This window comes from Flavobacterium gyeonganense (assembly GCF_029625295.1).
Taxonomy (GTDB): domain Bacteria; phylum Bacteroidota; class Bacteroidia; order Flavobacteriales; family Flavobacteriaceae; genus Flavobacterium; species Flavobacterium gyeonganense.
Genome location: NZ_CP121112.1, coordinates 4,900,310 through 4,921,401 on the forward strand (window position 1 = coordinate 4,900,310; position 21,092 = coordinate 4,921,401).

General features: G+C 36.0%; 8 protein-coding genes. 2 read left to right on the forward strand and 6 right to left on the reverse strand.

Annotated features, from left to right (window positions below; all coding sequences use genetic code 11):
* Positions 1–114: 114 nt before the first annotated feature.
* The 6 genes from P5P89_RS20795 to P5P89_RS20820 form a co-directional block, all read right to left on the reverse strand.
* Positions 115–3,750 carry a rhamnogalacturonan lyase family protein gene (locus tag P5P89_RS20795; RefSeq protein ID WP_278010047.1) on the reverse strand — a complete coding sequence of 1,212 codons (3,636 nt, stop codon included), beginning with the start codon at positions 3,748–3,750 and terminating at the stop codon, positions 115–117.
* Between the two features lie 314 nt (positions 3,751–4,064).
* Positions 4,065–5,573: a sialate O-acetylesterase gene (locus P5P89_RS20800; RefSeq protein ID WP_278010048.1), complete on the reverse strand. Its 1,509-nt coding sequence runs from the start codon at positions 5,571–5,573 to the stop codon at positions 4,065–4,067.
* Between the two features lie 295 nt (positions 5,574–5,868).
* Positions 5,869–7,809, reverse strand: coding sequence for a RagB/SusD family nutrient uptake outer membrane protein (locus tag P5P89_RS20805; protein ID WP_278010049.1), 1,941 nt, complete (start codon positions 7,807–7,809; stop codon positions 5,869–5,871).
* Positions 7,810–7,838: 29 nt separating this feature from the next.
* Positions 7,839–10,961, reverse strand: coding sequence for a SusC/RagA family TonB-linked outer membrane protein (locus P5P89_RS20810; RefSeq protein ID WP_278010050.1), 3,123 nt, complete (start codon positions 10,959–10,961; stop codon positions 7,839–7,841).
* A gap of 425 nt (positions 10,962–11,386) precedes the next feature.
* Complete coding sequence (locus P5P89_RS20815; RefSeq protein WP_278010051.1) at positions 11,387–13,501, reverse strand: RagB/SusD family nutrient uptake outer membrane protein; 2,115 nt, start codon at positions 13,499–13,501, stop codon at positions 11,387–11,389.
* 44 nt (positions 13,502–13,545) lie between these two features.
* Positions 13,546–16,713 (reverse strand): SusC/RagA family TonB-linked outer membrane protein, encoded by a 3,168-nt coding sequence (locus P5P89_RS20820; protein ID WP_278010052.1) that lies wholly within the window; start codon positions 16,711–16,713, stop codon positions 13,546–13,548.
* A gap of 421 nt (positions 16,714–17,134) precedes the next feature.
* Between P5P89_RS20820 and P5P89_RS20825 the strand changes: the two genes are divergently transcribed.
* Together P5P89_RS20825 and P5P89_RS20830 are read left to right on the forward strand one after the other, a co-directional pair.
* On the forward strand, positions 17,135–19,936 hold the full coding sequence (locus P5P89_RS20825) for a glycosyl hydrolase (RefSeq protein WP_278010053.1): 2,802 nt from the start codon (positions 17,135–17,137) through the stop codon (positions 19,934–19,936).
* Positions 19,937–19,955: 19 nt separating this feature from the next.
* On the forward strand, positions 19,956–21,080 hold the full coding sequence (locus tag P5P89_RS20830) for a glycoside hydrolase family 88/105 protein (protein ID WP_278010054.1): 1,125 nt from the start codon (positions 19,956–19,958) through the stop codon (positions 21,078–21,080).
* The last annotated feature ends 12 nt before the right edge of the window (positions 21,081–21,092 follow it).

Here is a 21,092-nt window from a genome sequence, read left to right on the forward strand (position 1 = left end):
AAATATATTTACTTATTCTTCGAATACTATCCTGTGCTATACTGTTAAGTTTAAAGCATAAAAAAGAAGATTTACAGTTTTTGTAAATCTTCTTTTTAAGATATCATTACGATATTACTTTTCAATCATAATTTTAAGTGTTTTAGTAGCTTCATCAGTAATTACTTTTAGAAGATATACACCCTGATTTTGATTTGGAATACTAATGGCAACATTTTGATCATTACCTGTAAGTTCCACTTCTTTTTTCATTATAATCTGTCCCGTGATATTAGAGACTACAACTGTAGCTTTAGACGATTTAAAACCATTGAATCGAACATTAAATTGTCCCGAAGAAGGATTTGGATAAACCAAAACTTCTGCGCTTATTGAAGCAGCTGATTTTTTAACTCCTAAATTAGAAATATCTTTAATAACAATATTTGATGCAGGAACAGGAGCCATATCATAACCAAGGAAAAAACTTGGATGCGGAGGCTGATTGTAAGCCGAGTTTTGCCATGCAATTGCTGTACGATATTGAGGATCATGCATCAAAGTAGGAATTCGGTAATCTGTAGCAATATTAGTTGTAAAAAGAATCAAAGCAGTATTGTCTGTTCGGCGAAGAATAATCTCTTCTCTCCAGTCACCCAAAATGTCACCGGTAAGTGCCGGATTTTTTTTAGAATCATTATTGGAAGAAACCGGAGCAGCCTGATAAATAGTAAACAAACGGTTTAGTGACTGCGTTGCGGGATTCCATTTGTCCATAATAGTTCCATCCAGCAATTCACGGCCTAAATCTCCATCCCACCATACAGCACCGTTTACAGCCTGACTTCCGTTGGTTGGTCTGTTCGTTCCAATCTGACCATCCTGAACGTTATATAAATTACCTGAAGAACTCCACATTTCATACCCTCTGTGGCTTGGATCAATATCTGCCGCCAGAGCACGGCCAACATCTCCTGTAGTAACGGCCCCAAAAATCATTTTTCCAGTTTTTGCATCATTAAGCCTGATTCCATAAGGACTGTATTGACTTTCAGATTCAAGGCATTGCCAGATTTCCTGACCGGGACGATCGGGATCCATATCCGACATATGAAGTGCATCTCCATGACCCTGACCGTAAGTCCATAAACGTTTTCCATCATCATTTATAGCACTTGAACCGTTTATGATTTCATCTTTTCCGTCACCATCGACATCACCAATAGTCATTTGATGATTCCCCTGACTTGAAAGTGCATTATTCGCAGGTTCGCTTGCGTCTTTACTGTCGAAAATCCATCGAAGCGTTAATTGTCCATCACGCCAGTCGTAAGCAGCGCGCATTAATTTATCATAGTATCCACGTCCAACAATAAGACTCGGACGGGCACCATCTAAATACGCTACAGCAGAAACAAAACGATCCTGACGATTTCCATACGTATCTCCCCAATCTGCCGTATTGGCTCTTGCCGGCTGATAAGCAACTGTTGCCATAGCTGCTCCTGTTAGACCATTAAAAACTGTCAAAAATTCAGGGCCCTGTTGTACCCATCCGCCTGAATTTCTATAATCTATAGTTGAATTACCAATCACTACTCCCGCACCATCAATTGTACCATCAGCCGTTTTTAATATTATTTCAGCTTTTCCGTCTCCATCAAAATCATAGACCATAAACTGATTAAAGTGTGGACCCGCATTTACGTTTTTACCTAAGTTGATGCGCCAAAGCAAAGTTCCATTCATTTTATAGCAATCAAAAATCTGATCTCCCGAAAAACCTCCTCCGTTATGATTCAATAATGTAGGATCCCATTTTAAGAAAATTTCATATTCACCGTCACCATCAACATCACCAACACTGGCATCATTTGCAGTGTAAGTATAAGCTGTACCATCCGGAATTGTGCCTGCCGGTGGAATTTGCAATGGAATTGACAACTGGTTATTCGCCCATACTGAAACAGAAGCTGTAGCGCTTCCTTCCGTACCGTTAACAATTGGTTTTATCGTATAACTACCATTAGTTGAAATGTTATCAATATAATTTGTTGAAGCTGTTATAGGAGTTGCATTGATTTTTACATTATCACGGTAAATATTAAAAGTAATATCTGAAGGATCATTACCTAACAATCTCCAGCTAATGAAAACCTCACTGACAGATTTACGCAACGCAACAACTCCTCTGTTTAAAAATTCTACCTGTTTAGGTGTATTCACAACTGCATCAGGCAATGCTAATGTGTTCAATCTGACATTTTCTCCATAAGTAGTACCACCATTAATAGCATAAGCTCTTGCATAATACAGCGTAGCTGGCGAAAGTCCTGTAATACTTACAGAAAAATTGCCTGTACCAGATGTCCCTGCAACAATTTTGGTATTAGTTAGAGTAGGGTTAATACTCGTACTGTAAACAATTCCTCTCTCTGTAATTGCTGTGCCCCCATCAGAAGTAATATTTCCTCCAAAATCAGCTGATATGGTTGTAATATTGGTTACAGCATTTGTAGTCAAAACTGCCGGTGGACGTGCCGGAACATATGTTCTGACAACAGGCGTTACAATACTGGCCGAATTTGTTTTGGTATAAACCACAAAAGGATACAAACTCCCTGCAGCGATTGTTAAGTTACCAACCGGTTCATCAATTCCTCTTATTACTGTTGGATCTTTCATTTCTGTCCATGCTGTTGTACCAGCGGTCTGTTTGAATACACGGGCAGAATATGTAGGCGTACTGCTTACATTATCTATAAAAGAACAGTAAAGATTCCCTGAAACATCCTTAATTAAACTTAAACTTGGCGAATCTCTCGAAGCTATTCTTGTTGCAGAGCTCCATACTGCAGTAGTTTTATTGTACTCAATAGTCGTTGCCCTATTTGAATCAGCTGTATTAAAATAGGCTATAACAGGGTTACCTGCCGAATTGATTGCCATACTCGTATGTCTGATACTGGCAGTAACTGTTGGAGTAATATAATTCCATGTTCCTCCGCTAAATTTATAAAAAGCCATTGTTCCCGTAGAAGTTGCAGCTGTTGTCAAACTACAAAACACAAGCCAGGGCACATCTGTCTCATCTATTGCAAGGCTAACTCCTACGGCTATTTGTGCTGCATTTGTTGTAGTATTTAAGGGAATTGTACCCACAGTAACCCATGAAATTCCGTCAAATTTTTTAACCGTAGGAGTTAAAGAAGCACCTTCACCAAAAGCAATGTAAGGATTGTTATCTGAATCAAAAGCCAGTGAACATCTTGGTGTTGAGCCATATTGTGAAACAGAATTGGTAACTGAACCAGTAGAAACATAAAGATTATGGTCCAAATTATTCAATGGTTCCCAGGAATCAGTTGCATCATTATATATTTTTACAGCTAATTTATTTCCATTCGCTGCATCCACATAAGTCACGAAAAATTTGTTGGTTTTATCTAATATAATTCTGGAAAAATTAAGATTAGCCCCAATGTCATTCCCCACTTGTTCCCAGTTTCCTGTTACAGTATTTCTTTTTTTTACTTTAACGACAGGCCCGGTTCCTTCTCTCAAAATTACATAAGGAACATCATTTAAAACAGCAATAGAGGTATAACTTGATGCTGCAGCAGATACCTGAGACTCGTTGCCTAAAATATTCCAATTTTGAGAAAAAGAATTGTGAGATATTAAAAGATTAAAAATTGTAAAAAGAAAAATTTTATAAAAATTATTCCGAAAATGAATCCGAGCAGATTCAAAAAGTATTTGTTTTTTCATAATTGGTGGTTAAAAGGTTAGTATTACTAAAATTATCCGGATAATTCTTTAACAGCATCCTGCACTACCCTGCTAATTTTCTGTAAATTAGATTTTTACATCTTATCAGCCCCAGCAAAACAAAACCAATCGACTGAAAATCAATTAAATAAATTTCAAGCATTTATTTTGTTATAAAACCAATTATAAATTACTTAATTCTCTATTTATTACCAATTGACATACAGTTTTTTATAAAACAAATTCCCGGTATATCCTTTAGTAGAGAATAAACCGGGAATGAAATGATTTCAAATTTAATGCAGACTCGAACTTTAATTACTTAGGTCTGTACGAAAAGGAGATGCCGGTAAGTTTTCAGCATTAAATAAATTAGGTTCGGGAACTGCTTTCCATGCAAAACGAACTGATTTAGGATTTTTTACCTTATCAGAAGAAACGACAATTGTTTTACCATCTATTTTGGCAACAGCCGGATAATAGGTTTTATCATCTCCGGCAATTTCAAATTCTTTTAAATCCCCAGTTGTTTTTTTGAATCCAGAATCTGCATAATCAAAAAATAACTGAATTTTATCTTTTTTGATTTTCATGTGATTATAAATGGGGCCTGAATAGACCAATTTATGTTCGCTGTATGTTTTTGCCAAAGCTATGAGTGCGAGTCTATGCCCTACAGTTTGTTTATCTATAGGATGAATGTTATTTGTATCCCCAACATCAGTCGTAACAGCCATTCCGCTATTGGGTATTACTTTTAACGATAATAATTGCGATTCCCTAATTTCCGGAGTTTGTCCTTTGTGAGGCGTAATCTGCACGTAATAAAAAGGGAAATCACCCTGCTTCCAGTCGTCTCTCCAGTTTTTTACCATAGCAGGAAATAAAGTCTGATACAATTTCGCCTTTCCTGAATTGCTTTCGCCCTGGTACCAGATTACACCTTTGATAGTGTAATTGATTAACGGATGCAACATTGCATTATAAAGTACATAGGATGTTTTATTAGCTTCTTTTTTAGGCTTTTTAAGTTCTTTTTTTAAAGTATTGTCAGGCAATTTTTCATTTTTTAAATTTAAATAATAAGCTTCTAATTTTTCCTGATATAGTTTTTCGTTTTTAGCATCTTCTTCCAAAATAGTTAAAAACTCCGGATTTCCTTCCAAAACATCCTGAGAAGTCCAGGCTTCTGCTTTTGTGCCTCCCCATGAAGAGGAGATTAGACCAATCGGAATTTTTAATTTCTGATATAACTCTCTTCCGTAAAAATAAGCAACAGCAGAAAACGTTTTTATTGTCTCAGGAGAGCATGCTGTCCATCTTCCGGTAACATCGTCAAGCGGTTTTGGAGAAGCATTGGTCAAAACTGTAAACAATCTGATATTAGGATAATTGGCATTTACGATTTCTTCTTCATAATTCTTAACCCCGGTTTTCCAGGTAGCTTCTTCTTTTCCAACAGGAAAATACATATTAGACTGACCGGAACAAATCCAGACCTCGCCAATAAGAACATTATTAAGTACAATTTTATTAGAAGCGTTAATGGTTATGGAATATGCTTTTTCGCTTCCCTCAGGAGTATCTACTGTCACTTTCCAGTTTCCTGAGGAACTTGCAACGACTTCTATTAAAGCATATTGCCAGCCTAACTGAATGGTTATTTTTTCATTTGGCGATGCCCATCCCCACAAATTAACCTTTTCATTTTGCTGTAAAACCATATTATCACTAACCAAAGCCGGCAGTTTAACCTGAGCGCTTATCGAAAATGAAAGGATCAAAAAAATTAAAACTAAAAACTGATTTCGTATGAAATTCATGGGTTCGAAATTTACTATTATAAACTTAAAAGTAAAAGAGTAAAACAATATAGCTATCCTGTGCTTCCCTGTCTGTTACAGATTATAAAACAAAAAAAGGGCACAACTATATGATGCCCTTTAAAATTAAAACCACTTAATTTTTAATTGCTATTAAATTCCCAAACTATTTTTTGAAAGATTTAAAGTTCAAATTTATTCATTACATTGCTGACAACAATCCTGTTGTACCCTGCTTTCAATGAAAAAAACCGTCTCAAAATTGAGACGGTTTAGAAAAAACATAACAGATATATTAATAACCAGGATTCTGCATTGCATCTTTTTCTGCAGCAGTTAATGGTCTTCCATTCGCATATATTCCATCAAGAAAAGTTTGAGGAATAGGACGTAAGATGTGATAATCCTTAATGTTTGGATTAGCTTCAATATTATAAGCTTTTGCTCTTGCAACCAAAGTTTTAGTTCTGCTTAAATCCTGCCAACGATGAAATTCACCGCAAAGTTCTCTTGTTCGTTCATTTAGAACTAGACATAGCATTCTATCGTAATCACTTGTATATCCTAGTTTTGTAATTACAGCTATATCTTCTGCAGGCAAAGCACTGGTACTAGTAATATTGAGACTGGTTGCCGATGTTGTAACCGAAATATTATTAGACTCATAATATGAATTTTTAGGAATATATGAAATTGGGATGCCAGCCTGACCAGCAGTTGTCCATGCTGCAGATCCGTCTGCATATGCTGAACGGTCTTCACCTGCCTTATACGCACCACGATTTCGGACTGCATTTATGTATGGTAAAGCATCAGCAAAAGAAGCAGCACCTTGTTTTGCTAAACGTACTTTTGCTTCAGCAGCTATTAAATAGGTATCTGCAGAACGTGCTAAAATAATATCCCTAGATCCTCTTTGACTTGTTAAATCGATTCTTGATCCATCCATATATTTGCTTAAAGACGGAAATCTTACATCAGCCATAAGTCCTACATTATCTGCTGCATATTGTACATAAACACTAGGAACTTTTTTCGCAGCTCCCGGGATAAGAAAATCTGTATTTTTAGTTTTAACAAAACGATTATCCGTTGGAGCATTCATTATGTAGACAATACCTAAATCACCATTTACATAAGTAGTTCCAGACTGATTATTAACGATACTTTTTGTCTGAAAGCTTTTCCAAAAACGAGAATCATTAACTTTATCATATACATCATAAGTATAATATGTTGGTGCCAGACGGCTAAATGGCCTTCCTCCTGCTAAATTACGTCTCATTTGAGGTAGTTGATCGTAAGTTGAAAGAAAATATAAATGCTGCCAATTTGATCCGGAATTTAACTGACTTGAATTAAACTGACCTGCTAAGATTATTTCTGACAATTTTTCATTTGGTCCATCAGGAGCTGTAAAATTCCATAAATCGACATAGTTAGGTGCTAAAGGGTGATGAGCAATAACTTCATCTGCAAGCGTAACTACTTTTTGTAAATCAGCTGTTTTTGTTGCTGAATTCCATGTATCATTTATTTCACTTGCACGTGACAAATAAGCCTTTGCTAAATAATGTGCAACAGCATCTTTCGTAATTTTAGCAGATCCACCTGTATTATCAAGCAAATCGTAAGCTTTCGTAAAATCATCAATAATTTGGGTAAATACCTCTTCAGCTGTAGCTCTGGTAAACTCAACTTCCACAGTAGTACTTAAATTTAATTTTATTGGCACACCTCCATACTGACTAACTAATTTTAAATAATTGAAAGCTCTTAAAAAATAACCTTCCCCTAAAGCTCTTTTTTTGATTGCGGCATTTGTAGAAACGATTGCTGTAGCAGATTCAATCAATTGATTCGCATTTCCTATTGCAACGTACAAATTATCCCAATTGGTATTGGCGGCAACAGTATTGGCATTAGAAGTGGTTACAAAAGAGTTCAATCCAGATGCATATGAATTCCAAATATGGTTTGAAGGGTCACCTCCTGCATGAAACTCATCAGTACCTGACTGAGTAGCTGTTAGTGGCACTTCTAATGCAAACTCTAATGCAAAAGACTGATAATATGTTCCAACTGCTAAAGCCTGAATACCAGCTTCGGTTTTATAGTAATCTTTAGTATAAGCCGTCTCCAATTGTTCATCCAGAAAATCATCGCTACAGGAACTAATAAGACCTAATGCAGCTACTAATACTAAATTAATGTATAGTGTTTTATATTTTTTCATAATCATCATTATTAAATTAAAATTTAATTTTATAGTTCAACATTTAAACCTAAAGTAAATCCCCTGTTTGAAGCAGTTGACTGTGTATCTAAATCCATCCATTTTACTTTATTGTAAATCATTCCCGGGTTCATCACCTGAATATAAAGTCTTAATTTTGAAACTCCGGCTTTTTCAGCCATCTCATTTGTAAAATTATATCCTAAAGATATATTACGAACTTTTAAGAACGCTCCGTCACGATAACCTAAAGTTGGAAAAAAAGAATCCCCTGTTCCTGCAGAATAAATTGGTTTTTGATATTCAGCATTAATGTTGTTATCAGTGTAATAATCAATAGATCTCTGGCTGCCTTTCGCACCTTCATTTTCACCACCAGTATTATAAATATATCCCATGCGACCATAAACAAAGAATGATAATTCTACATTTTTATATCTAAATGTATTCGTTAAACCGGCAATGTATTTAGGATCTGCACTACCAATTATAACACGGTCGTTATTAGCATCGATTTTATAATCTCCATTTTGATCTACAGGCCTTGCATTACCAAATGAAAATCCTGCACCATTAGCATTAAATTTAGCCATTTCTGCTGCATCTTCTGGTTTCCATATTCCATTAGAAGCATATCCGTAAATTACATTTTGCGGCTGACCTATAAATAAATTATTGTTGATATCGTTAAATTTTCCATTCGCTAATGTTACAATTCTGCTTTGCTGATAAGAAGCACTCAAATTTGAACTCCACTCAAAATCCTTTGCTTTCACATTTGTAGTATTTAATGTAAGCTCTACACCTTCACCTTCTGTCTCTCCAACATTTTCAAATGTATCTCTATAACCTGTAGGTGTAGGAACACTTCTTTTCAATAATAAATCTGTAGTATCACTAGTGTAGTATTCCAGAGTCCCTGATATTCTACTATTTACAAAAGAAAAGTCAATACCATAGTTAATCTGTTTTGTTTTTTCCCATCCTAAAGCTGGATTTCCTAAAGTGGCATTGTTTACTATACCAGAACCATTAGGATAAACAATACCAGCTAATGGTGGTTGTGTAGAGTAAGGATCAACAGCAGCGTTACCGGTAACTCCAAAACCTACCCTGAGCTTTAACTGATCTATCCATGAAACGTCACTTAAAAAGCTCTCCTGATTCATGTTCCAGGCTAATGAAGCACTTGGAAAGAAATCCCATTTGTTTCCATTTGCTAATTGTGATGCACCATCATAACGCCCCGATGCCGTTAGCAAATATTTATTGTCATAACCATAAGTTATCCTTCCCATATAAGATAACAAACCAGATTCAATTAAGTTACTCGAATAGTTACTAAGGGTTACGTTCGCGGGATTCAAAGCATTCCATTTATTTTGAGGATTTTTAACATCGTTTGCAGCCATCATACTATCTTCATATTCATATCCTGTTTTACTTTGTAAAAAAGTAAGCCCCAAATCGTGTTTACCAATTGTCTTATTGTAATAAAGAAGATTATCCAATGTATACGATATTGTCTGTGCCTTTATTAACGATGCATAACTTGTTCCTGAACGTGCGGCAGATCTCGCATCTAAAAATACCCCATTACGATATGAGGTTATATCTGGACCAAAATTTAATCTATATTTTAAACCTCCCAAAACAGGAATAAGTTTCCCTAAATCTACTTGAGCATACAAACTACCAAAAGCTCGTAATGTTACGCGTTGATCCTGAGAGTATTTATCCTCATCAATAACGGTTCTAATAGTATTATCTCCTCCTGGATTATCAATTCTGTTACCATTACTGTCGTAAGGAACTGCATACGGAAGATTAAGACGTGCTGAATTATATATTCCTGTAGTAGAACTTACAGCTGATCTTCCGATGTTTGATTGCCCATATTCATTTATGCTATAACTCGTATTTAGATTAGCCCCCATTGAAAACCAATCTGTTGCCGTAATATCTACATTTGCAACCCCATTGTAACGTTTATACCCCTGTCCTTTTAGCACTCCTGTACTTCCTGTATAACCAAATGAGCCATACGCTTTCATTTTTTCAGTTCCTCCGCTAACAGCTAAGGTATGCTGTTGCGTAACCCCTGTGCGGGTGACAAACTTTGCCCAGTCTGTTGTTGCCACTTTGGAACCATCCCATGTACCGCCTTCCCATCCTTTCGCAATGTTTGCCCAGGCAGAAGGATCTGCTGACTTTAAGAAAATCAATTCATCATTAGCAATTGTTGGTGCATCACCTTTTGGGAAAGCTGATGGATTTGAATAATATCTTGCCCATCTACGGAAATCAATATATTCACCTGCTGACATCATCGGAGCATTTTCATGAATTTCTTCTGTAGTAACTGCAGTGTTGTAGTTTAATGAAAATCTGCCATTTTTTCCTTTTTTAGTAGTTACAATAATTACCCCGTTTGCTCCACGTGAACCATAAATTGCTGTTGCAGATGCGTCTTTTAACACATCAATAGACTCAATATCAGTAGGATTTAAAAAGTCAATTCCTCCTGCATTGGAATCACTGACATCATTTACTGATTTACCTAATGCACCCGCCAATGGTTTAGAATTATTGATTGGTACTCCGTCAACTACGTATAGAGGAGAGTTTGAAGCGGAAATTGAACGTGCCCCACGTATAGTTACCTTACCTACTGTACCAGGACGTTCATTTGATGTAATATCAACCCCTGCAGCTTTTCCCTGCATTGCCTGAACAGCATTTTGAACCGGCCTGGAATTTATTACCTCAGAACTTACGCTCACAATTGATCCTGTCAAATCTTTTTTCTTCTTTACACCATAACCTACTACAACAACTTCTTCTAGGGAATTATCTAACTCCTTCATTTCAATATTGTACACTCCGGCCTGAGTAATAACCTTCTCTTCTGTCTTAAAACCTATGAAGCTAAACACAAGGGTTGTTCCTGAAGAAACATTAATTGTATAGCTACCATCCAAGTCAGAACTCGTTCCTTTTTGAGTTCCCTTAATTAGTACATTCACACCAGGTATCGGAAGCCCCGTAGCGTCTTTAATAACCCCTTTTACCGTTGTATTCTGCGCATAACCAGATACATGTAGTAATGTAAATACTGTTATAGCCAACAGAAAGCTAAATTTGTTTTTCATAAAAGTTAAATTTGGTTAATTAATTAGTTAGTTATTTAATTTTTTTGCATTCTTGAAATTTACCTTATTATTTATATAGGTTTATTTTTAAATTCTTACAAATAATTATTAATCATAAATAAACTATTAAATAAAATTACTAAGAAAAAACAATCAATTATGCAATCGATTACACAAATGTATTATTTTTTTTAATACCAAAAAAAAGAGTTAAAATATTATGAAATTATAATCAAAAAATAAAAAATAAGGTTATTTTATTGCGTCATTCATTACATAATGCAGCTAAAATTTAAATTTTTTACTAAAAAATGTAATCGATAACAATTCTGTTTCGTGATTTTTTTATAATATCTTACAAATAAGAACAAAAAAACCGCCTCAGTTGAGGCGGTCAAAAAATAATTTATAGATAGGGGCAATAATTATTTATATCCAGGATTTTGCCAATCAGCTCTTTGTGCGGCAGTTAAATTGGTACCATCCTCGTTCGTCAACTGATCAATGAATGTTTGAGGAATAGGACGTAATTCATGTTTGTCTGCTGTAATCATAGATGCTGCCTCGGTGTTAAATGCTTTGGCACGCTTAATTAATGTACCCGTACGGGAAAGTGTTTCCCAACGTTGGAATTCACCTAATAATTCACGGCTACGTTCATTAAGGATAAAATGCAACGCACGCTCATAATCAGTTCCGGCACCTATTTTAGTAAGTACTGCTTCATCTTCAGCTGGCAGATTAGCAGGGAATGTTGTCAATTTCAAATTTGAAGCAGCAGTTGTAACAGCAACATTTGGATTTGACAAATAATAGGTATTCATATCTAAATTTGCATTTATAAAATTTGTTGCCAAAGTACCCGTATTTAATGGATTTGTCTTAAAAGCCTGAGATCCATCGCTATAATAAGATCTGTTTTCTCCATTTTTCCATTGTGCTCTTTCTCTAACGGTATTGATATCCTTCATAGCATTTCCATAATCTCCCTGACGAACATAACATTCTGCACGCACTAAATAAGTTTCGGCAAGACGCGCCATAATCCCATCGCGATTAGAATTTGATCTTTCTCCAGTACGAGAACCACAATCTACTTTATTGATACCTGCAAAGAAATTAGTAACACTTCCAGAACTAACACCAAAAGATGGTGCAACATAAGTCCCGTTTTGATATAAAACCAAAGAGTTAGGAACAAACTGACCTGTTTTACTGGTTAAAGCTCCAGCAGTGGGTGTTTGTCTGCTTCCTACAGTCCATTCTGGTAGACGTTTTGCATCATCTTTCCAGTTTGGACTTTGATTTACTGAACCAAATTTATATGCATTATATGTATTATCATTTTTAGTATTCAAAATCATTACAATAGCCGGGTCGCCCAATTTGACTCCGTTTGGATTTGGTGTCCTTACAGTAGTTACACCATAAACGGTTTTAAAGGTCTTCCACATACGCGCATCGTTTACGTGATCATAAACTGCATAAGAATACTCAGTAGGACGACAGCGCTGAAAATCCATAGCACCTATCCATGCACCACGTGCAACCCAGCCTCCTGCAAAGTTGGAAAACTGAGGTGTGAAAAAACTAAATGTACGGTTTTCAAAACGACCAGCAGTAGCTGCATCTCCATTAAAACCTGCTGCCATTAAAATTTCACTCAACTGTTCATTCGGATTATCAATTCCTGTCCAGTTAGCATAAAGATCACTATAATTTGGAGTTAATGCACCTCGTGCACCAATAGCGTAGGTACATGCATCTATTGCTTCTTTAAGATCTGCATCTTTGTAAGAACTATTCCATTTACTGTTACGTTCTGAAACACGAAACAGTAATGATTTTGCAAGAAAATGTGCTGCTGTTGCCTTAGTCCAGGTTACTCCTTTACCATAAGTATAAACTTCGCCTTCAAAAAGAGAATAAGCTTTACGGAAATCAGATATTACCTGTTCCCAACATTGTTCCTCTGTGGAACGTTTAAAATTACGAACAACAACACCTTTCAAAGGTACAGTTTGAAGAACAACACTACCATACTGAGCAGAAAGTTTGTAATAATTAAATCCTCTTAAAAAATAAGCATGCGCCAAACAGCGATTTCTGATTTTCAAATCAGGAATTACTTTTTCTGCATTTGCAATAATCGTATTTGCTGATGCAATACCAAAATACATTTGATCCCAAAGATCAGCTGGACTTGTAGCATTCCCGTTAGCTGCTCCAGTTGCTGCTGTAGCACCAGATGGATTCAAGCGGTTATCGTATTTATTCCACATTTCGTTTGTGAGGTCATTCGCATTAGTAAACTCATCAGTTCCGTAAAGTGTCGTACCATAAGACCACTCAAAAGCAAAATGCCAGCGAATATTACCATATAGCGATACCGTCAAGGCCTGGAGTCCCTCTGGTGTATCAAAATAAGCTGTCGAAAAAGCATTTGTTTGCTCTTCGTCCAGAAAATCTTTCGAACAGGAGCTAAAAAACAATCCAGTCATTAATAAAAGACCGATTCCTATATTTTTAATATTATTCATTTTTTTACTTTTATTGTTATACTTCAATTTGTCACAATATATTGTTAAAACCCAACTTCAATACCCATTACAAAACTACGGTTGAAATAAGTTCTGTCAGTATCAAAATCATACCAGTCTAAAGATTGATATATACTGCCAGGATTTACTGCCTGAGCATAAATTTTCATGTTTGTCAGTCCAATTTTACCAGTAACCTCTTTAGGCAAATTATAACCCAAAGAAATATTACGGATTTTTAAAAATGACGCTTTTTTGAAACCAAGAAGTCCAGCATAAGGATCTAGCGAACCTGACGATGCCTGACCCAGAATAGGTTTTTGGAATTCTGCATCAGTATTATCCGGTCTCCAGTAATCTACCTGAATTTGATTTGCAGTAGCTGTCATTCCCTGAGCTCCTAAATTAGCAGTATATCCCATACGACCATAAATATTTACCCCTAGCTCTATACCTTTATAAGTAAAGTTGTTATTCCATCCCATTGTCCAGTTAGGATTACTATTGCCTAAAACGACACGATCCTCAGGAGTCATTTTGTAATCCCCATTTTGATCTTTAGGTCGTACTTTACCTGGCGAAAAATTTTCTCCAATCCATTTCGCCATTTCAGCCTGATCTTCAGGAGTATCTTGCCATAATCCCTGATTATCATAACCGTAGCGAACAGCAATAGATTCTCCAATAAACCATGAATTAATTACCATATCTTGTTTACCATTTATTAATTCTTCAATTTTATCCTTTTGCCATGCACCATTCAAGTTGGTTTCCCATGTAAATCCACCAGTAGTCTGCACCGGGATAAGATTGAGCGTTACTTCAACACCTTTGTTTTGTGTTTTTCCAACATTAGTTACTATATTAGGATAGCCTGTAACACTTGGCAAACCTGATTGTAATAGCAAATCTTCTGTAAAACTTTTATATGCTTCAATAGTTCCGCTAATTCTATTATTTAAGAAACCAAAATCAAGTCCAAGATTATATTGTCTGGTTCTTTCCCATTTCAAATTTGGGTTAGGCATTCCTGTCAGATTTTCAGGAGAAGTATAAAACGGTTCGTTGGTAGTTTGGCCCATTTGATTGCTCATACCATTGAATGGAAGATATATAGTACGAAGATTTCCTAATGTTCCATAAGGATCAACAGCAGAATTTCCCACACTACCAAAACCTAGCCGAAGTTTTAGATTTTCAATCCAGTTTACATCTTTTAAGAAATCTTCATTGTTGATACGCCATGCTAATGCTGCAGATGGGAAAAAATCCCATTTATTCCCTTCAGATAGTACCGAAGCACCATCCCAACGTCCTGAAACAGTCAACAAATAACGATTATCAAAACCATAGTTAAGACGAGCCATATATGATGTAAGGCTTCTTTGTATAATATTTGACCCCATAGATGCCTTATTATTAGCATTTGTAACATCTACCTGTCCCATGGCATTCCATATGAAAGAAGGCTTAGGAATATTATTTGCACTCATAGAGGAACTCTCGATATCCCAAGCAGATGCTGTTTGTAATAAAGTAACTCCAATTTTATGTTTTGTAGCAAATGTACGATCGTAGTTAATCATATTATCAACAGTCCATGACAAATCGCGACGATTTTGAAGTCTTGCAAAATTAACTCCTGCACTGCCATTTGAATTCACCTTAAGCGATGATGTACCATCTATATAAACACCTTCTCTCCAATGACGAAAATCTGGACCAAAATTTATCTTATAAGTAAGTCCTTCTATTGGCTTCCATATCTTTCCAAAATCAATAGATGCAGAAAAATTACCTAAAAGACGAAACGTTTGAGACTGCTGCGTACTTCTGTTCCATTCGTCCATTATTGTATAAATACCGTTTTCACCACCCGGATTAATAACAATATTACCGTTTTCATCATAAGGAACTGCATGGTTAAAAATTTGTTTAGCCACCCCATAAATTGCATCCGGCACTGAGCTGCTTCTTGCACTCAAAGTTGACATACCATAGTCCTGTTCACTCCATGAACCGTTTAAAGAAGCAGTCATTTTAAACCATGAAACCGGCGTAATATTTGAACTAAGTTTTGCTGTATAACGTTTGTACCATTGTCCTTTTTGTGTACCTGTATTATCCATATAACCTAATGAAGCATAAGTATTTACTTTTTCAGAACCTCCACTAGCACTTAAAACATGTTCCGTTGTAATTCCTGTTTGGGTTACTATATCTGTCCAATTCGTGTTGATCACTTTAGATGGGTCCCATGTACCACTTTGCCATCCTTTTAAAACATTATTCCAAGAAGTGTTACCATCAACACCAGTAGAAAAAAGCCTTTTATCATTTGCCTCTGTAGGCGAATCAGGATGAGTGTATGGAACAGCCGTAGTAGGAGTATTACTATTATAGGCTGCCCAACGCTTGAATGTAATAAAATCGGCTGCACTCATAGATGGAGCTCTGTCCACTATATCCTGAGTAGTTACAGTACCTGCATAATTCATAGTGAACCTGCCTGACTTTCCTTGTTTAGTTGTTACAATGATAACACCGTTTGCTCCACGTGAACCATAAATAGCTGCTGCTGAAGCATCTTTAAGAATATCCATCGATTCAATATCCCTTGGATTAAGTGTTTCAATACCAGATGCTGACATCAAAGGAACACCATCTACAACATATAAAGGATCACTACCTGCAGTTATTGAACGCTGACCACGAATACGTACTCTACCAACGGTTCCCGGACGCTCGGTAGTTGTGATATCAACCCCCGCAACTTTTCCTTGTAATGCCTCTACAGCATTTGGTACTGGTCGATTCATTAATTGAGTAGCATTAACACTTCCAATTGCCCCTGTCAAATCGGCTTTCTTTTGAGTTCCATAACCAACCACAACAATCTCGTTAAGTTGTGCTGCTTCTTCTACCAATTTTACATTGATCTCAGAATTCTGAGCAACTGTTACCTCTACCGTTTTTGAGCCAGTAGAAGAAAAAACCAACACTTGTCCCGGAGCGGCACTTATAGAGTACTTACCATCAAAATCAGTACTGTTTCCTGTCTTAGTACCTTTAATGATTACATTCGCACCTGGTATTGGCAATCCTGACCCATCAGTAATTGTACCTTTAACCACTTTGTTTTGCGCATAACCAGATGTATGCAATAACGCAAACATGGCCAAAAGCAACAAAAGACTAAATTTGTTTTTCATAAAAAATGTTTTTGGTTAATTTATATTAGTTTAACCAAATGTATCCAGAAGTAATTTCGACAGTATCCTGTAGTATCCTGTTAATTATCAGCAAATTATGTTTTATATTTAATTTTTATTTAACAAAAAAAATGGCAATTCACTGATTAACAACACAAAAGCGCAGTATGTTCCTGCAAATAATCAATTTAAAATTTAAGCTATTTATTTTTTATGTATTTATACATTTTTGCTTAAAAAAATAATAAATCAAAAAAAATATACTTTATTAATTTATCCTTAATTTATTATTAATAATTAACAACAGGATGCAACAGGATAGCAATTTGATAATAACTCTTTATTTTTACTCATTTGGCATTTGACAATTATCTGTATATACTTAATATAAATATTTTCTTTTAAACGCTACATATACATAATGAAACATACGAAAACCCTGCTTGCCTTTTTATCTGTTTTTTGTTTTGTTCTTAATTCATTTTCCCAAAACTCAGATAAATCTCCCTGGCCAGAAACTAGTAGCATAAATCAGCCTTGGACACGTTGGTGGTGGATGGGAAGTGCCGTAGATAAACCTAACTTAAAAAAGAGCCTGGTCGATTTTCATAAAGCCGGAATTGGCGGTGTCGAAATTACCCCTATATATGGCGTAAAAGGAGAAGAAAACAATTTCATAGATTATCTTTCTCCAAAATGGTTGGAAATGCTCGATTACACTATCCATGTTTCGGATAGTCTTCATATGCAAGTTGACATGGTTTTGGGTACTGGATGGCCTTACGGCGGTTCTCACGTTACCCTGCCCCATGCAGCCACAAAACTGATTGTCGAAAAATATCAGCTAAAAAAGAATGAAACAATAGATCGTTCTATTAAACTTGAAGATACTAAGGAAAAAACTCCGGCTGAACTTTTATATGTAGTTGCATACGGCAGCGATGGAAGTTATGTTAATCTAACAGATCAGTTGAAAAATAAAAATTCAAAACTAAATGATAAAGGTATTGATGGAACTTCTGTAACCTTAGCTAACAATTCGGAACCAAACAAATTAAAATGGAAAGCCAAAAAAACAGATTACACTATTTATGCTGTTTTTAGCGGCAAAACCGGCCAAAAGGTAAAAAGAGCAGCTCCGGGAGGAAGTGGCTATACTCTGGATCATTATTCTAAAGAAGCATTAAACGCTTATGTAGTGCCTTTTAACAATGCTTTGAAAGGACGCGAGGGAAAAATCAGGGCTATTTTTAATGACAGCTATGAAGTTTACGGAACTGATTTTACCCCAAATTTTTTTGAAGAATTTCAAAAACGAAGAGGATATGATCTTAAAAAACAATTGCCTCTAATATTGAGTGAAACTGATAACGAAATAGCAAACCGAATAAGAAGTGATTACCGTCAAACCATAGCCGACTTATTACTGAATAATTTTGATAAGCCGTGGACGCAATGGGCGAATTCAAAAAACTTCAAGACCAAACTTCAGGCACACGGATCTCCTGGGAATTTAATTGATTTATATGCTTCTGCGGATATTCCTGAATGTGAAACTTTTGGATCAATGCCCTTTGATATTCCAGGTTTCAGACGCGAAAAAGAAGATATTCGTGAAGGTGATGCTGATCCGGTAATGCTTAAATTCTCTTCATCAGCAGCACATATTTCAGGGAAAAATATGGTTTCATCTGAAACTTTCACGTGGTTAAGAGAACATTTTAAAACCGCCTTATCACAATGCAAACCAGAAGCTGAAGATTTAATGCTAAATGGTGTCAATCATATTTTTCTTCATGGCTCTACTTATTCGCCAGAAAGAGCTGCGTGGCCAGGATGGAAATTTTATGCTTCTGTAAATTTTAATTCAAATAATAACATTTGGGAGGACGCTCCTTCCCTGTTTTCCTATATTTCAAACTGCCAGTCCATGCTGCAGCAAGGAAAATCAGACAATGAAATTTTACTTTACTGGCCTATTTTTGACATCTGGGACCAATATCATAAAGGGACTTTATTCTTTCAGTTCAAAATACATTCTTTAGATGAATGGCTGCACGGAACTGCTTTTTACAACACAACAAAGGAGTTAATGCAAAAAGGCTACGGAGTCGATTTTATTTCAGATAATTTTATTGCCGAAGCTAAAGTCGTAAATGGTAATATCGTTCTTCCAGGTGGTACTTTTAAATCATTAATTGTTCCGTCCTGCAAAAAAATGCCTCTGGCCACTCTGCAAAAGCTGATTGAATTACAAAAAGCCGGTGGTAAAGTAATTTTTCAGGGCTTACCTGAATCTCTTCCCGGTTTTAATGATTATAAAAATCAGGAGACAAAACTTCAGTCTGTTCTGGCTGAAAACAAAGAAGCTGTAAAACCTGTTTCGAATATTTTTGAAACGTTAGAAAAGGCTGAGATATATCCTGAAGCACTTGTAAATACAGGTCTAAAATTCATTAGGAGAAATATTGACGGCGAAAAAATATATTATCTGGTCAATCATACTCCAAAAACGATCGATGGTTTTATTCCATTAGAAATTGGCAATAAAGAAGTATTCATTTTGGATCCGTTAAACAGAAACTTCGGAAATGCAGTCGTTCAGAAAACAGCAAAAAACACTTTGGTAAAAATCAAAATAGAGCCGGGACAATCATACTTCCTGAAAACTGAAAATACTGCTTCGCAAAAAAAATGGAACTATTACGAGCCAACCGCTGATCCAATTGCATTAAAAGGAAACTGGAAAATTAATTTTGATAAAGGCGGACCAATATTACCTCCAAGTGCTACGATTTCGAATTTGGAATCATGGACAAAACTTGGTTCGGAAGCCGAAGCATTTTCCGGATCGGCAACCTACTCACTTGAATTTGAAAATCCAAATACTAAAACAGAAACATGGAGTTTAAATTTAGGCGATGTCCGCGAAAGCGCCAAAATCTGGTTAAATGATGAATTTATTGGAACGGCCTGGTCAGTCCCTTATAAATTAAATATCGGAAAATTAAAACCCGGAAAAAACACTCTGAAAATTCAGGTCACAAATCTTTCTGCAAACCGAATTCGGGACAAAGAATTAAAAGGCGAAGAATGGAAAATTTTCTATGAAATCAATATGGTAGACAAAGACTATAAAAAATTCGATGCCACAAAATGGAACCCAATGCCTTCCGGATTATTAGGTCCCGTTACGATCACAGCTTTAAAGAAACAAAATTAATTCCTATAAAGATACAAAAATGAGAAAATTACTTTTATTGTTTGTACTATGTCTTTCATATACGAACACTACAAACGCGCAGCAGCCATTTGATAAAAAATTAGTATTAAAGCAAATGATTCTGGCGAATGATTATTTCATGCAAAAATGGCCGGAAACTGGTAAAACAATCATTACCAATAAAGAACGTCCAAGTAATATCTGGACACGTGGCGTTTATTATGAAGGATTAATGGCGTTACATGAAATTTTCCCTAAAGAAGCCTATTACAAATATGCATACGACTGGTCAGAATTTCACAAATGGGGTTTTAATGGCGGAAACGCAACCCGTAATGCAGACAATTACTGTGCAGCCCAAACATATATTGATTTATACAATTTAGAACCGGATGCTAAAAAACTAAAAAACACCAAAGCAAATATAAACATGCTATTGAACACGCCTCAACTGGACGACTGGTCATGGATTGATGCTATTCAAATGGGAATGCCGGTTTTTGCAAAATTGGGTGTTTTAGAGAAAGACAACCGATACTTCGAAAAAATGTATCAGATGTACATGTATTCAAGAAACAAACACGGTGATAACGGTCTTTTTAACCCAAAAGACGGTTTGTGGTGGCGTGATGCCGATTTTGATCCTCCTTACAAAGAACCAAATGGTGAAGATTGTTACTGGAGCCGCGGAAATGGCTGGGTAATTGGTGCTTTGGCAAAAGTATTGACTATAATTCCAAAAAATGCGCCTCACAGAGATCAGTATGTAAAAGATTTAAAAGCAATGGCAGCAGCTTTAGTTCCAATTCAAAGACCTGACGGATTCTGGAACGTGAGTTTGCATGATCCTACCAATTTTGGCGAAAAAGAAACTTCAGGAACTGCTTTATTTGTTTACGGAATGGCTTACGGAATAAACAGCGGAATTTTAAAAAAAGAAACGTATTTGCCTGTAATCGAAAAAGCATGGAACGCCATAACCAAAGATGCTTTGCATGATACCGGGTTTTTAGGCTACCTGCAATCTACAGGAAAAGAGCCAAAAGACGGGCAGCCGTTATCTTACGATAAAATACCTGATTTTGAAGATTACGGATTAGGTTGTTTTTTACTGGCCGGATCAGAAATTTATAAGATGAAATAATTTGGGCGTGCC